Consider the following 16,297-nt stretch of genomic DNA (forward strand, 5'->3'; position numbering starts at 1 on the left):
CCTGTCGCGCTGCTCCCGCAGGAGTCTCACGCCTTCCACTTCAATCAGCCCGCTAAAAATTAAGCTTTGTTGGAAGAACCGAATTCACGCATTTTGCCTTGAACCGTTTCTTTGATTGCATCGCGAGCTGGTCCAAGATATTTACGCGGATCGTACTCTTCAGGTTTTGCAGCAAGCACTTCGCGAACCGTTTTTGCAGAAGCAATTTGGTTCTCAGTGTTTACGTTGATTTTAGCTGTTCCGAAAGAAATCGCTTTTTGGATATCGTGTGTAGGGATTCCAGTTCCGCCGTGAAGAACAAGAGGAAGGCCTGTAGCCGCTCCGATTTCTTCCATTTCTTTGAAACCAAGGTTTGGTTCACCTTTGTAAGGACCGTGAACAGATCCAAGTGCAGGTGCAAGCGTGTCGATTCCAGTACGCTCAACAAGCTCCTTGCACTCTTTAGGGTCAGCGTAGATTACGCCTTCTGCGATCACGTCATCTTCCTGTCCGCCAACTGTTCCAAGCTCAGCTTCAACAGATACGCCGTGGAAATGAGCAAGCTCGACCACTTTGGATGTTTCAGCGATGTTTTCTTCGAACGGGTGGTGTGAAGCATCGATCATTACAGAAGTGAAACCTGCATGAATCGCTTTTGCACAAGATTCGAAGCTTGAACCGTGGTCAAGGTGAATGGCAACTGGTACCGTCACTTTGTATTCTTCCATTAGCGCTTTAACCAAAACTGTAATCGTTTTGAAACCGCCCATGTAGCGTGCTGCACCTTCAGAAACACCAAGAATAACTGGTGATTTTTCTTCTTGTGCCGCTTGAAGAATCGCTTGAGTGAACTCAAGGTTATTCACGTTAAATTGACCAACAGCGTAGCCTTCGCTTTTGGCTTTTTGAAGCATTTCTGTCATTGATACTAAAGGCATGTCGAATAATCCTCCTTGTATAGCCTGATTTTGCTAAACCCGAAAAGCCTATCAAATCTAGCTTGACCAGAAAATTTCCTGTATATGTAACTAAGAAATGGATGCATAGCTTTTCTCAAACAATAGCATACCAATAACAAGAAAAATCGGCAACTTTTCGAGACATGTCCAAAAATTCAAACTTTTTGTCAGTTTGACTTGATCGGAAGATGTTTCTTGACAGCTGCGCGAATTTCATCAATGTCAAACGGTTTGGCAAAATGGGTAAGGGCCCCAAGGTCTTTAGCTTCCTGGATCATATCGAGTTCACCGTAGGCCGTCATAATGATAACCCGGATATTCGGTTCAACAAGCTTCATTCTTTTTAGGATTTCAATTCCATCCATTCCAGGAATTTTCATGTCCAGCAAAACTAAATCCGGAGGCGTTTGCTCCAGAATTTCCAGCGCCTGAAATCCGCTGGCAGCCTGATATGTGTCATAGCCTTCTTTTTGAAAGACTTCGTTTAGTAAAATTCTGATTCCGTACTGATCATCGACGATTAAAATTTTCTCTTTTTCCATCTTTGCACCTCTTCACGTTTTTTCCTGACATAGTAAGAAAGCACTCTCCTGCTATATGCCGCGCATTAGACCCGGCAAGCATAAACGTTTAAGCCCTTTAAGGTGCCGGATGGCCGCAGGTCTGCGCCGCGGCAGAACTCCCTTCCTTAAAGGCGCTGCTTTTATATGACTTATGATACTAATTCTTGTAAGAAGGTCAATCTCCTGCCTCTTATTGGATATTGTTTAACATTTTGTATTTTAACCGCAGATTCCGTATAATGCCTGTGAAAAGGATCCGTATAAAAGGAGTTTTTTACCCATGCTAAAAATATTTTCCACACAGCTCTCCGGGCAGTTTCAGCGCATTCAAACCCAGGAGGAGTTTTCCATAGAAGATGGAGCAAGGCTGCTTGCCCAAGCCTGTGCCGGGGATGGAATCGTTTATATTCACGGATTCCGCGAGCTCTCGGGAATCGTTATGGAGGCAATGGACAGTGCCGAGCCTTTTCCGAAGGCAAAACCGCTGTTCAATGAAAGCGGGGAAATGGCTGCCGTCCTCCCTGCGGACCGCGTGCTTTTCTTCACCCGGCTTTCTTCCGATCAGGAAGCCATCAGGCTCGCCCGCAGACTTCAGGATGAAGGGGTGCAAACCGTCGGAGTATCTGCGCTCGATGGAGAACCGGGACTTGAGGGGATTGTGGATGTTCACATTGACTCCAAGCTTAAAAAACCGATGATTCCTGCCGAAGACGGCAGCCGGTATGGATTCCCCGCTTTGATGACCGGTTTATTTGTGTACTATGCCCTCCGTTTTACTATTGAGGAAATCCTCTCTGAATATGAAGAAGAGGATGAAGAGATTTGACTGCGGCAGTCCGGCTGTTCGCTCAAAGATAAAAAAATCCTGACGGAGCCCGTCAGGATTTTTTCTTTTTACAGTTTTTCTGAAGCTTTCAGTGAAGCTTGAACGAAGTCACGGAACAGCGGCTGCGGTCTTGTCGGACGGGACGTAAATTCCGGATGGAATTGAGACGCCACGAACCAAGGGTGATCTTTCAGCTCAATGATTTCAACGAGTCTTCCGTCAGGACTTGTTCCGGAGAAAATAAAGCCGGACTCTTCCATTGCCTGGCGGTATTCATTGTTAAACTCGTAGCGGTGACGGTGTCGTTCATATACCACTTCATCTTCATAAGCTTCCATCGCTTTGGATCCTTCTGTCAGCTTGCATGGATAAAGGCCAAGGCGAAGCGTTCCTCCAAGGTCTTCGATATCCTTCTGCTCCGGAAGAAGATCAATAACGGCATGAGGTGTAAGAGGATCGATTTCAGCTGAATGCGCTCCGTCGAGTCCAAGTACATTGCGTGCATACTCAATAGAGGCTACCTGCATGCCAAGGCAAATGCCGAAGAATGGAATTCTGTTTTCGCGTGCGTATTTTGTTGCAGCAATTTTTCCTTCTACACCGCGGTCACCGAATCCTCCAGGCACAAGAATTCCGTCTGCCTGCGATAGAAGGCTGCTTACGTTTTCGTCTGTCACATCTTCTGCATTGACCCAATCAATGCTGATATCCGAATCAAACGCATAGCCTGCGTGACGAAGGGCTTCCACTACAGAGATGTAGGCATCCTGAAGCTCTACGTATTTCCCGACAAGTGCAATGCGGGTTGTTTTGGAAAGGTTCGTTACACGGTGAACAAGTTCTTTCCACTCGTCCATGTTTGGCTCAGGGCAATCGAGTTTAAGATGTTCACATGTTATCGTATCAAGCTTCTGCTCCTGAAGAGCCAGCGGAATGGAATAAAGAGTATCCGCATCACGGCACTCAATGACCGCTTTTGCATCAATATCGCAGAATAGAGCAATTTTATCTTTCATATCCTGGGAAATCGGCATTTCCGTACGCGCAACAATTACGTTCGGCTGGATACCAAGACTTCTCAATTCTTTTACACTGTGCTGAGTCGGCTTCGTTTTCATTTCACCTGCAGCTTTGATGTAAGGAACGAGGGTACAGTGAATGTACATGACATTGTCGCGGCCAATGTCGCTTTTGATTTGGCGGATCGCTTCAAGAAATGGAAGAGACTCGATATCTCCAACGGTTCCTCCGATTTCAGTAATGACAACATCCGCATTCGTTTCCTTGCCGGCACGGAATACCTTGTCTTTGATTTCGTTCGTAATGTGCGGAATAACCTGTACCGTTCCGCCAAGATAGTCTCCGCGGCGTTCTTTTTTCAGCACCGTGGAATAAACTTTTCCCGTCGTCACGTTGCTGTATTTATTCAGGTTAATATCGATAAAACGCTCGTAGTGGCCTAAGTCAAGATCCGTTTCAGCGCCGTCGCCGGTTACGAACACTTCCCCATGCTGATAAGGACTCATCGTTCCCGGATCCACGTTAATGTACGGATCGAATTTTTGAATGGTTACATTCAATCCTCTGTTTTTAAGCAGGCGGCCCAGTGAAGCAGCCGTAATACCTTTTCCGAGCGACGAGACAACACCGCCGGTTACGAAAATATACTTTGTCATTTGATGGTCTTCCCCCTCGCGAGATACAGTCTTTGTATAATTTGTGCTAAACTCAGCCAATTTACTAATGAAAAAGTGGAGCAAGGCTGACAGCACGAATAAATAAAAAATGGTCGTATGCTTCTGAGAAAAATAAGAAAGCTCCCTTCTAATTGCTCAGAAGGGAGCTGATATTATAATCATCAATAAAGCACTTTAAAAGAGCCCAAATAAAATACTACCTACTTCGATGTCGAAAGTCAAGATGAATCTTAATCTTCGTCTTCTTCATCCTCATCAAGGTCTTCATCATCCAGATCTTCATCCAAAATTTCGTCTAGATCTTCGTCATCTTCTGTGTCGTCGTCTGCATCCAAATCCGGATCTACTGCGTCGTCTTCATCGTACTCATCCAAATCGTCAAACTCCAGATCCTCATCTTCTTCTTCCGATTCTTCAAAGTCTTCATCGAAGTCTTCCGCCACAGCTGCAGCTTTCTTCGTTTTCTTCTTCTTCGCTTTAGGTGCCGCAGCCATCTCTTCTTCAAGAGTATCAACCGGATACCAGTTGCGGAGTCCCCATCTGTTGTCTCCAACAGAAATAAAGCGTCCGTCTATATTTAAATCCGTGTAGAATTGAGCGATTTTCTCTTCCACCTGCTCTTTTGTAAGGCCAAGAATGGAAGTAATTTCTTTCATAAGATCCTGAAAATCAATCGGCTGCTTCTTATCGGTCATAAGCCCATGAGCAATTTCAATCAATGCCATTTCCTTAATTTCTTCTTTAGAGTATTGCGCTAAACTCAACGTAAGGCACTTCCTTTCTTATTCGTCCTATCTTTATAAAAAGCTCTGTTAAACTTGGCTGTTGATTTCCAATCAGCAGTTGTTGAAATTTCCATACCATGCTTTAACACAGCCTTATTAAAAGGCAAAAAAGGGCGAAACCTTTCGGCCGTAAGCCTTCCCGCCCTATGTAAACCATCATGAAGACATAAAATCATATCTTTCATTATAAACAAATTCTAGCACTTTATGCTAGCTTTCTTTGAAATTAAACTTGGCCGCTGTTCTTCCCGCCAGCCGGATGGGTTGAATAGCCGAGCGAAGGGAGGATGGCGGCATATTTTTTATCCCGTGTCCATTCGCAGTGGAGCGTAAAACGCTGAGTTCTGCCCTTTATCCTATTTCTGTCCATCACACGCAATCAGATTCCAGACCGGCATCGGCGCGTCCATTCGGGCTTTTCCATAAACAAAACCAGGCAGCCTGATCCGCTGCCTGTGTTTTTTCCTCTTACATATTGCGGCGGTACTGCCCGCCCGCCTCATAAAGTGCGGCTGTGATTTGGCCGAGGCTTGCGTATTTTACAGTCTCCATTAATTCCTTAAACAAGTTTCCGTTTGTCATCGCTGTATGTGTAAGCTTTTGGAGTGCTGCTTCCGCTTCTTTTTCATTTTTCTTTTGGAAGGCTTGGAGATTTCGAATCTGTGTTTCTTTTTCTTCCTTTGATGCACGGGCGATTTCCATGTTATCCATTTCCTCTTCTGAAGGAGGATTAGGATTAAGGTACGTATTCACTCCAACGATTGGGAGTTCGCCATTATGCTTTTTCATTTCATAATGCATTGATTCGTCCTGGATCTTGCCTCGCTGATACTGGGTTTCCATCGCTCCAAGTACGCCGCCGCGCTCGTTTATGCGGTCGAATTCCTCCAGCACCGCTGTTTCCACTAGGTCGGTGAGTTCCTCGATAATAAAGGAACCTTGCAGCGGGTTCTCATTTTTCGTTAACCCGTGCTCTTTCGTGATAATCATTTGGATCGCCATTGCCCTGCGGACGGATTCTTCGGTCGGTGTTGTGATCGCCTCATCATAAGCATTCGTATGAAGCGAGTTGCAGTTATCGTGAAGCGCCATTAAGGCCTGCAGTGTAGTCCGGATATCATTAAAGTCAATTTCCTGAGCATGAAGGGACCGTCCTGAGGTTTGAACATGATACTTCAGCTTTTGGCTTCGCTCATTTGCTCCGTATTTATCCCGCATCACCGTTGCCCAGATTCTTCTTGCTACCCGTCCGATTACCGTATATTCGGGATCCAAGCCGTTGCTGAAGAAGAAGGACAGGTTTGGTGCAAAGTGATCAATATCCATGCCCCTGCTCAAATAATATTCAACATACGTGAACCCGTTTGCAAGTGTGAAAGCAAGCTGGGAAATCGGGTTGGCTCCCGCCTCTGCGATATGATAGCCGGAAATGGAAACAGAATAATAGTTTCTTACTTTCTCTTCAATAAAATATTCCTGAATATCGCCCATCAGTTTCAGGGCAAATTCTGTTGAAAAAATACATGTGTTCTGCCCTTGATCTTCTTTTAAAATATCGGCCTGCACGGTTCCCCGCACGGTTTGAAGCGTGTAAGCTTTTACGTCTGCCTGTTCAGCATCATTCAGGTCACGGCCGAGTTCTTCTTTTTTCCGGTCAAGCTGCTGCTGAATGGCGGTATTCATAAACATCGCCAGGATAATCGGAGCCGGTCCGTTGATGGTCATAGAGACAGAGGTTGAAGGGGCGCATAAATCAAAGCCTGCATAAAGCTTTTTCATGTCTTCGAGCGTACAGATGCTCACACCGCTCTCCCCTACTTTTCCGTATATATCCGGCCGGTGGGCAGGATCTTCGCCATAAAGTGTAACCGAGTCGAAAGCTGTGCTGAGCCGTTTTGCTGAATCGTCCTTCGACAAATAGTGGAAGCGGCGATTCGTCCGCTCCGGTGTTCCTTCACCCGCAAATTGCCGTTTCGGATCTTCTCCTTCCCGTTTGAAGGGGAATACTCCCGCCGTATAAGGGAATGAGCCCGGAACGTTTTCTTTATAAATCCAGCGCAGAATATCGCCGTGATCCCTATACGTCGGAAGAGAGATCTTGGGAATCATCAGACCGGACAAGGAAACCGTTTTCAGCTGTGTGACCAGCTCTTTATCACGGACTTTTGTGACATACTGATCAGCCCTGTACTTCGCTTTCAGTTCCTCCCACGTTTCCAAGTGGTGCTTTGATTCTTTTGACAGCTCTTCCTCCGCCTCTTCTTTCAGAGCGTGAAGGGAAGAAGCCGATTCGCCTTTTCCGTCTAATAGAGAAAGAACGCCATCAAGCTGATAAAGTCTTGTAGCTATTTCAGCCTGCTGTCCTGCTTTTTTATGATAATGGCGAACTGTATCACTGATTTCGCGCAGGTAATAGCGGCGCTCACTCGGAATAATGACATTTTGTTTCTTTACATCGGTCACCGTTTCAAGCGATGATTTCCATTCCTTCCCGGTTTTTTCCCGGATGGTTTGCAGGAGAGCCTGAAAAAGGGTATTGGTTCCGGGATCATTAAACTGGCTTGCAATGGTTCCGTATACAGGCATCTCATTGATATCCTGTTCAAACAAATTGCGGCTCCGCTGATATTGTTTCTGCACCTGGCGCTTTGCATCCTCGGAACCTTTCCGTTCAAATTTATTGATCACAATAAGATCCGCGTAGTCAATCATGTCAATTTTCTCTAGCTGTGTCGGTGCTCCATACTCACTTGTCATGACATACATGGACAGATCGCAGATGTCGGTAATGCCCGCATCTCCCTGCCCGATCCCGCTCGTTTCCACCACCACGAGGTCATACCCCGCTCCCTTCACGACGGAAATCGCATCTTTAATCGCCAGGGACAGCTCAGAGCGCGATTGCCTTGTCGCGAGGCTCCGCATATACACTCTTGGATTAAAAATGGCATTCATACGGATCCGATCCCCAAGCAAAGCCCCGCCCGTTTTTTGCTTCGTCGGGTCAACAGAAAGGATGGCAATTTTTATTTCCGGTATTTCATTGAGAAAGCGGCGGATCAATTCATCTGTTAAAGAGCTTTTACCAGCTCCGCCTGTACCGGTGATTCCAATGACAGGGGCCTTCGATTCCGCCTGATTCAGTTCAGCTATGAGCTGTTCGGCTGCCGCTGCCGCTTCATCCTTTTCACTTACTTTGGATTCTGCCAGGGTAATCAGCTTCGCTACCGCTGTAACCTCTCCGTCTTTAAGCTCTTCAAGCTCTCCTGTAAGCTTCGTCACAGTCGGATAATCACACTCTTCAAGCATTTGATTAATCATTCCCTGAAGACCATTTTTCCGGCCGTCCTCTGGAGAAAAAATCCTGGCGATGCCGTATTCGTGCAATTCCTTTATTTCCCGCGGAATAATAACACCGCCGCCTCCGCCGTAAATCCGGATATGCGGCGCTCCTTTCTCTTTTAAAAGGTCCAGCATGTATTTAAAGTATTCTACGTGCCCTCCCTGATAGGAGGAAATAGCAATCCCCTGCGCATCCTCCTGAATAGCGGCATTCACCACTTCTTCTACCGAGCGGTTATGGCCGAGATGAATGACTTCCGCTCCGCTCCCCTGCAGTATGCGCCTCATGATGTTAATAGAGGCGTCGTGCCCATCAAACAAACTTGATGCTGTTACAAACCGTACGGCATGCTTCGGTCTATAAATATGCATGTTCTGTTTCCCCCTTTGTTTCACCGCCCATCCCACGATGCGGCTCGTTTTTATCTTTTACCCCGATTCATCCCGTTTAAAATAAACGCTGTCTGTAAGGTGATGTAGTCCTCAATGGAACCCATTTTCTGCAGCGCCCATCTTCGGAAAGCCCACATTTGGCCTTGAACGAATATGTTATGCGCCATGAGCTTTTTTTCACTTTCATTAAGGAAAAAAACTTCATTTGCTACACAGTTGCCGATGATCTGCTCAAACATTCCGACCATCTCCACCTCTTTTTGCAAAACGTACGGCAGAGCATCCCTGGAAAGTGATTTTGCTTCCTGATACATCACAAGCACTTCATCCTGCATGTCATCGATCACACGAAAATAGTTGGCGATAGCATGTTCAAGTCCTTCGACCGTACCGTGTTTCGGATCAATATCCTTTTCAAGCCTGCTGCGGACCTCGTCATAAATCGTATCGCAGACGAGATACAATACATCTTCTTTCTGACGAATGTATTCATAGAGAGTCCCGATGCTGAATCCCGACGCCTTGGCAATTTCGCGCGTTGTCGTCCGGTGGAATCCCTTTTGCTTAAAAAGACTTACCGCTCCCTTAATCATTTGATCCCGTCTCTTTTTAATCAGCCTTTCATCCTTTACGGATGCCGGTACCTCTCTTCGCATTCGATCGGCCCCTTTTGTTCAAAATCGCCGCGGTTTTATGCGGCAGCCGGACGGCCAGGAGAGAAATCCAGTGTGAATTCCGCTCTCAGCCAGTCAGACCGCTTACGTGCTGCTTTCATTGCATAATAATCAGGTCATACCGGGTGGATTTGGATAATCCGCACAAAATCCGGATTTATTTGCACAGGATTCGAATTATTTGCACAAGATCTGGATTTATTGCACAGGATTCGAATTATTTGCACAAGATCTGGATTTATTGCACAAGATTCGAATTAATTGCACAGGATCTAAATTAATTGCACAAGATCTTAATTTATTGCATAACCTCCCAGATTCATTGCACAAAGTTCAGATTTAGGCATAAATCCACGTTCTCTGCTCACAACTTTTACCGGTTACTTTGTCAGCATTCGGGAGATGACGAGTCTCTGTATCTCCTGAGTTCCCTCGTAAATCTGCGTGATTTTCGCGTCGCGCATATAGCGTTCAACCGGGTAGTCCTTCGTATAGCCATAGCCGCCGAAGACTTGGACCGCCTCTGTTGTTACTTTCATGGCCGCGTCTCCTGCGAACAGTTTCGACATGGCGGATTCTTTTCCGTATGGCAGCCCTTCTGATTCAAGCCATGCTGCCTGATAGGTTAGAAGTCTGGCAGCTTCCACACTCGTTGCCATATCGGCAAGCTTAAAGCCGATGCCTTGCTGGGCGGCTATTGGCTTACCGAATTGCTGGCGCTCTTTAGCATAGTTGACAGAGGCATCAAGCGCTCCCTGGGCAATTCCGACAGCCTGGGCAGCGATTCCGTTTCTGCCGCCGTCGAGGGTCATCATCGCAATTTTGAAACCTTCTCCTTCTTTGCCCAGCATGTTTTCCTTTGGTACCCGGCAATCTTCAAAGATAATTTCCGTTGTTGGTGACGAGCGGATGCCGAGTTTCTTTTCCTTTTTCCCCACGGAGAACCCGGGAAAGCTGCTTTCAACAATAAACGCGGTCGTTCCTTTATGCTTTTGATCTGCATCGGTTACCGCAAAAACAACATAAATGTCAGCGATTCCGCCGTTTGTAATAAAGATTTTGGAGCCGTTCAGCACATAGTCGTCTCCATCAAGCTTGGCATAAGTCTTCATCCCGCCTGCATCGGATCCTGAACCGGGTTCAGTTAACCCGTATGCACCGATTTTTTCTCCCTGAGCCATCGGCTTTAAGTATTTCTGCTTCTGTTCTTCTGTACCGAATTTGTACACTGGCCAGCCGGCAAGTGACGTGTGGGCTGACAGTGTAACTCCAGTTGAAGCACAGACACGGGAAAGCTCTTCCACCGCAATTACATAGGCCAGATAATCGCTTCCGATTCCGCCGTACTCCTCCGGCCATGGAATTCCGGTCAGGCCAAGCTCCGCCATTTTGTCAAACAGAGCCCGGTCGAAGCGCTCCTCTTCATCCCGCTCCGCAGCAGTTGGCTCTACTTCTTTTTTGGCAAAATCGCGTACCATTTTACGGATCATTTCATGTTCTTCTGATAGTTTGAATTGCATGTTCCCATCCCCCATTTTCAGCTTGTTAAGTATTTGGAAATCACCATTCGCTGTATTTCGCTTGTGCCTTCATAAATCTCGCAGATTTTCGCATCCCGGAAGTACCGTTCGACCGGATATTCCTTTGTATAGCCGTAGCCCCCGAACACCTGGATGGCCTCGGTACTGACTTCCATGGCCGTTCTTGACGCAAAAAGCTTGGCCATGGATGCTTCTTTTCCGCATGGAATGCCTTTTTGTCTAAGAGATGCCGCCTGATAGATTAAGAGCTTGGATGCTTCCACACTTGTCGCCATATCGGCAAGCTTAAAGCCGATCCCCTGCTGGGCAGCAATCGGTTTGCCGAATTGATGTCTTCCTGCCGCATATTCAACGGATTTTTCAAGAGCTGCTTCTGCAATCCCAAGGGACTGGGCCGCGATTCCAATCCGGCCGACATCGAGGTTGCCCAGCGCAATTTTAAAGCCATGCCCTTCCTCGCCAAGCAGATTTTCAGCGGGTACAATGCAGTCTTCAAGCGTGATTTGAACGGTTCTTGATCCACTTAGACCCATTTTGTGTTCATCCTTGCCTATGATAAACCCTTTTGTTCCTTTCTCTACGATAAAAGCGGAGATCCCTTTGCTTCCCGCCGCAGGACTCGTTGAGGCGAAAACAATGTACACATCGGCCTCGCCGCCATTTGTGATGAACACTTTGGAGCCGTTCAGGACATAGTGATCGCCTTTACGGACCGCTTTTGTTTTTAAACTCGCCGCATCTGAACCGGCACCAGGCTCTGTCAGGCAGAAGGCTCCAAGGTATTCACCTGAAGCAAGCTTTGGCACGTAATGCTTTTTTTGCTGTTCATTCCCATAATAAAGAATGGGATTCGTTCCGACAGAAGTGTGCACGGAAAGGATGACACCAATTGTCGCACTCACTTTCGACAGCTCGTGGATGGCAATGATATAGGAGGTAAAGTCCATTCCCGCTCCCCCGTACTCTTCCGGGATCGGGATCCCCATGAGCCCAAGCTGCCCCATCTTATCTAAAATTGCTCTTGGAAATTCACCCTGCTCCATTTTTTCGATAACCGGCTCAATCTCCGTTCTGGCGAAGTCCTGCACCATTTTCCTCATCATGTTCTGTTCTTCTGTAAAATAAAGCTTCACCGCATGTCCCCCTTGATCAAGCGTATTCGTAAAAACCTCTGCCTGTTTTTTTGCCAAGCCATCCTGCTTTTACATACTTCCTTAACAGCGGACATGGGCGGTACTTATCATCACCGAATCCTTCATGAAGTGTTTCCATAATATAAAGGCACGTGTCCAGACCAATAAAATCAGCGAGAGTCAGCGGCCCCATTGGATGATTCATCCCAAGCTTCATCACTTCATCAATCGCCTCACGGCTCGCGACACCCTCATAAAGCGTGTAGATGGCTTCGTTAATCATCGGCATTAAAATCCGGTTGGAGACAAACCCGGGGAAGTCATTCACCTCGACCGGCACCTTTTGAAGCTTTCGTGTCATTTCCTCCACGGCTGCATAAACCTCATCCTCTGTTGCAAGACCGCGGATAATTTCGACGAGCTTCATAACCGGTACCGGGTTCATGAAGTGCATGCCGATGACTTTGCCCGGACGGTTTGTGGCAGCCGCGATCTCAGTAATAGGCAGGGAAGATGTGTTCGTCGCAAGAATCGCGGACTGCGGTGCGATTTCATCGAGCTGGGCGAATATTTGCTTTTTAATTTCCATGTTCTCAATAGCTGCTTCAATAATGAGATCGGCCTCACCGGCGCTTGAGATGGTGGTTGACCGTTCAATTCTGTTCAGTATGTCTTCCCTGTCTTCCGCAGTCATTCTTTCTTTATCTACCTGGCGCTGAAGATTTTTTGCAATCCCTGATAATCCCCGTTCCAGAAATTCTTCTTTTAAATCCTGCAAAATGACGCTGAATCCAGCCATGGCACAAACCTGGGCAATCCCTGAACCCATTTGGCCCGCTCCAATCACCATTACCTTTTTAATTTCCATCTTCCATCCCCCTATGAATATCGTTGCTTACACTTGCACCATAATCGCATCGCCCTGGCCGCCGCCGCTGCAGATGGCTGCCACCCCAATGCCGCCGCCCCGTCGTTTTAGCTCATGAATAAGCGTTAAGAGGATGCGTGCTCCGCTTGCACCAATCGGATGTCCCAGTGCTACTGCCCCGCCGTTTACATTCACTTTTTCCGGATCCAGGTCTGCCAGCTGATTGCTTGCAAGAGCTACATTCGCAAACGCTTCGTTGATTTCAAACAAATCAATGTCCGCCGCCGTTTTGCCGGTCTTCTTCAGCAGTTCATTGATGACAACCCCGGGTGTCTTCGGAAAATCCTTTGCTTCCATGGCCACTGCGGTATGGGCAATGATTGTGGCTAATGGGGTTTTTCCTTCTTTTTCAGCCCGCTCCCCGCTCATCAGGACAAATGCTGCCGCTCCATCGTTTACGCCCGGGGCATTTCCTGCTGTAATGGTTCCTTCGTGGCCGAAAACCGGCTTGAGGCTGGATAGTCTTTCAAGAGAGGTATCCGGACGTGGCGCCTCATCTTGATCAACCGTGATTGGATCCCCTTTACGCTGAGGAACGCTGACCGGCACGATTTCTTCCCGGAAGAGTCCTTTTTTTATTGCCTCTGAAGCACGCTGATGGCTTCTCAGTGCCCACTCATCCTGGGATTCTCTCGTAATCTCCAACTCTCTTGCTGTTGAATTGCCGTACGTCCCCATATGCACTCCTTCAAAGCTGCAGGTAAGGCCGTCGTGGACCATTAAATCCTTAACAGACCCGTCTCCCATACGAAGCCCCCATCTTGCTTTCGGAACGATGTATGGCGCATTCGACATAGATTCCATACCGCCTGCGATAATGATTTCTTCATCTCCTGCACGGATGATTTGATCAGCCATCGTTACACTTCTTAATCCGGACGCGCATACTTTATTCACGGTCTCTGTTTTCACTTCCCACGGAATGCCTGCGTGGCGTGCCGCCTGTCTCGAAGGAATTTGTCCCTGCCCTCCCTGAAGAACATTTCCGAGAATGACTTCGCCGACATCTTCCGGACGGACGCCGCTTCTTTTAAGTGCTTCCTTCACAGCGATTCCGCCGAGTTCTGAGGCCGTTAAAGACTGAAGTGCTCCCCCAAATTTGCCAAAGGGTGTACGTGCTCCTGAAACGATTACCGTTTTTCCCATCATGTTTTCCTCCTCAAGGTTAGTAGCAAGCGCTTACATTTAAAGGCGACTGAACGCTCGCTCAGTTCAGTTAAAAAGGGACAGGCAGTACATACAGCACCGCCTTATCTCCCTTTCTTATGCTATTTCCTTCTTCACATCTCCGATGACCGATTTTTCAAGCAGCTCGGCTACATCATAGGTGGATACCGTTTCTTCAACTTCCTTCGCTTTGGTTCCGTCGCTGAGCATCGTCAGGCAATAAGGACATCCCGAGCTGATGACGGTCGGATTCACAGCAAGTGCCTGTTCGGTTCTCGCTACGTTGATGCGGGTTCCTGTATCCTCTTCCATCCACATCAAACCGCCTCCGGCTCCGCAGCACATTCCGGTTTCCCGTTTGCGGGCCATTTCAACAAGCTTGACGCCTGGAATCGCTTTTAAAAGGTCCCTTGGCGCATCGTACACATCATTGTAGCGTCCAAGGTAACAGGAATCATGGAAGGTAATCGTTTCCTTCACTTCATGCACCGGCTTCAGTCTGCCTTCCTTCACAAGCTTCGCAAGCAGTTCGGTATGGTGATAGACCTCTGCATTCAGTCCGAAGTCCGGATACTCATTTTTGAAAATATTGTAGGCATGCGGATCGATCGTGACGATCTTCTTCACACCAATTTTCTCGAATTCATCAATATTTTTCGTCGCCAGCTCCTGGAATAAGAACTCATTTCCAAGTCTTCTAGGTGTATCGCCTGAGTTTTTCTCCTTATTGCCGAGGATCGCAAATTTCACACCCGCTTCATTCATCAGCTTGGCAAAAGAAAGAGCGATTTTCTGGCTGCGGTTATCAAAGGATCCCATGGAGCCCACCCAGAACAGGTATTCAAACTCTTCCTCCTGTTTTTGAAGCTCTTTCACCGTCGGGATGACCACATCTTCGCGCGCTTCACGCCAGTTCTCACGCTCTTTGCGATTCAGTCCCCAAGGATTCCCCTGACGCTCTATGTTCGTCATCGCACGCTGTGCATCGGCATCAAGCTTACCCTCAGTCAAAACAAGATACCGGCGAAGATCAATAATCTTATCCACGTGTTCATTCATGACCGGACACTGGTCTTCACAGTTGCGGCAAGTCGTACAAGCCCAGATTTCTTCTTCTGTAATGACTTCGCCAATCAGGCTCGGGTTGTACGCGACAGCTGCGGCTGCTTCTTTGGATCCCTGACCTGCTGAAGCCATGGCCAGCTGATTCCCCTGTGTTTCGGCAAAGGCGAAGGCCGGCACCCATGGTGTCTGGGAGGTTACGGCTGCCCCTTTATCTGTAAGGTGATCCCTTAAACGCAAAATCAGGTCCATAGGTGATAGCATTTTGCCTGTTCCGGTTGCCGGACACATGTTTGTGCACCTTCCGCATTCCACACAGGCATAAAGATCAATAAGCTGGGACTGGCGGAAATCTTCTATTTTCCCCACTCCGAATGATTCCTGGGATTCATCTTCAAAATCAATTTTTTCAAGCTTTGCCGGCGGCCCCACTCTGGAGAAGAATGTATTGGCCGGTCCTGCGATTAAGTGGGCATGCTTGGATTGAGGGACGTACACAAGGAACGTCAGCAAAATCAGCAAATGCACCCACCACGATACGTAGAAAACGGCAATTGCGGCCGTTTCATTCATAAAACTGAAAAGGAATGCGAGGGACGATGCGATCGGCTCTGTCCATGTTAATTCATGATCATGCCAAATGATGCCCATTGCATTTCCGAGCAAAACGGAAAGCATGAGTCCGCCAATAAAGATCAGGACGAGTCCCGCTTTAAAATTCCGTTTTAAGCGGACGAGTTTTTCAATGTATCTTCTGTAAAAAGCCCATACAACTGCTACTAAAATGACAAACGTGACAATCTCCTGGAAAAACGTAAAGCCCGGATAGAGCGGCCCAAGCGGCAAATGGCTGCCAGGCGACAGTCCTTTTATAATGAAATCAATGGCACCGAACTGAACGAGGATAAACCCATAAAAGAACATGACATGGATGATTCCGCTCTTTTTATCCTTCAGCAGCTTTTTCTGGCCAAAAACATTCACCCATATCCGGTCCAGTCTCTCTTTCCACTTTCCATCGAACTCTTCTTTTTTGCCCATCCGGATGTAAGCAATCCGGGAGCGGATTAAATGAACAAACAGCGCAACTGCGTAAGCGGTTACAAACAAGAATGCAATAAGATTGATCCACAGCAGTGTGTTCATTCCGTTTCCCCCTATCTGATGTATAAAATGTATCTCCCATCTTCAGAAAATTTCAAAACAGAAAATTTTCAGAAATTATCCCTATCTTCATCATAAATATGA

At 47.2% G+C, this 16,297-nt stretch carries 12 protein-coding genes; 1 reads left to right on the forward strand and 11 read right to left on the reverse strand.

Features of this window, described 5'->3' with window-relative positions; all coding sequences use genetic code 11:
- Positions 1–59: 59 nt before the first annotated feature.
- Positions 60–917, reverse strand: a complete 858-nt coding sequence (locus CEF21_RS00415) for a class II fructose-bisphosphate aldolase (RefSeq protein WP_123912912.1) — start codon at positions 915–917, stop codon at positions 60–62.
- Between the two features lie 188 nt (positions 918–1,105).
- On the reverse strand, positions 1,106–1,480 hold the full coding sequence (locus CEF21_RS00420) for a response regulator (RefSeq protein ID WP_123912913.1): 375 nt from the start codon (positions 1,478–1,480) through the stop codon (positions 1,106–1,108).
- Between the two features lie 301 nt (positions 1,481–1,781).
- On the opposite strand from CEF21_RS00420, the gene CEF21_RS00425 reads away from it, so the two are divergent.
- Complete coding sequence (locus tag CEF21_RS00425; RefSeq protein WP_123912914.1) at positions 1,782–2,327, forward strand: DUF2529 domain-containing protein; 546 nt, start codon at positions 1,782–1,784, stop codon at positions 2,325–2,327.
- A 68-nt stretch (positions 2,328–2,395) separates the two neighbouring features.
- On the opposite strand, the gene CEF21_RS00430 is transcribed toward CEF21_RS00425, so the two are convergent.
- The 9 genes from CEF21_RS00430 to CEF21_RS00470 all read right to left on the reverse strand — a co-directional run bounded on the left by CEF21_RS00430 (position 2,396) and on the right by CEF21_RS00470 (position 16,195).
- A complete protein-coding gene (locus tag CEF21_RS00430; protein WP_123912915.1) occupies positions 2,396–4,003 on the reverse strand; it encodes a CTP synthase in 1,608 nt (535 codons plus the stop codon).
- Positions 4,004–4,254: 251 nt separating this feature from the next.
- Positions 4,255–4,788, reverse strand: a complete 534-nt coding sequence (gene rpoE, locus CEF21_RS00435) for a DNA-directed RNA polymerase subunit delta (RefSeq protein ID WP_123912916.1) — start codon at positions 4,786–4,788, stop codon at positions 4,255–4,257.
- A 489-nt stretch (positions 4,789–5,277) separates the two neighbouring features.
- Positions 5,278–8,523, reverse strand: coding sequence for a fused isobutyryl-CoA mutase/GTPase IcmF (gene icmF, locus CEF21_RS00440; RefSeq protein ID WP_123912917.1), 3,246 nt, complete (start codon positions 8,521–8,523; stop codon positions 5,278–5,280).
- A 50-nt stretch (positions 8,524–8,573) separates the two neighbouring features.
- Positions 8,574–9,200: a TetR/AcrR family transcriptional regulator gene (locus CEF21_RS00445; protein ID WP_123912918.1), complete on the reverse strand. Its 627-nt coding sequence runs from the start codon at positions 9,198–9,200 to the stop codon at positions 8,574–8,576.
- A gap of 398 nt (positions 9,201–9,598) precedes the next feature.
- Positions 9,599–10,738, reverse strand: a complete 1,140-nt coding sequence (locus CEF21_RS00450; RefSeq protein WP_123912919.1) for an acyl-CoA dehydrogenase — start codon at positions 10,736–10,738, stop codon at positions 9,599–9,601.
- A 17-nt stretch (positions 10,739–10,755) separates the two neighbouring features.
- A complete protein-coding gene (locus CEF21_RS00455) occupies positions 10,756–11,892 on the reverse strand; it encodes an acyl-CoA dehydrogenase (protein ID WP_123919859.1) in 1,137 nt (378 codons plus the stop codon).
- A 16-nt stretch (positions 11,893–11,908) separates the two neighbouring features.
- The gene (locus CEF21_RS00460) at positions 11,909–12,760 is read right to left on the reverse strand and encodes a 3-hydroxybutyryl-CoA dehydrogenase (protein ID WP_123912920.1); all 852 of its coding nucleotides are present in this window, start codon (positions 12,758–12,760) and stop codon (positions 11,909–11,911) included.
- Between the two features lie 27 nt (positions 12,761–12,787).
- On the reverse strand, positions 12,788–13,966 hold the full coding sequence (locus CEF21_RS00465) for an acetyl-CoA C-acetyltransferase (RefSeq protein WP_123919861.1): 1,179 nt from the start codon (positions 13,964–13,966) through the stop codon (positions 12,788–12,790).
- 117 nt (positions 13,967–14,083) lie between these two features.
- Positions 14,084–16,195 carry a (Fe-S)-binding protein gene (locus tag CEF21_RS00470; protein WP_123912921.1) on the reverse strand — a complete coding sequence of 704 codons (2,112 nt, stop codon included), beginning with the start codon at positions 16,193–16,195 and terminating at the stop codon, positions 14,084–14,086.
- Between the last annotated feature and the right edge of the window lie 102 nt (positions 16,196–16,297).

Origin of the sequence: Bacillus sp. FJAT-42376 (assembly GCF_003816055.1) — a bacterium.
Classification (GTDB): domain Bacteria; phylum Bacillota; class Bacilli; order Bacillales; family Bacillaceae; genus Metabacillus_B.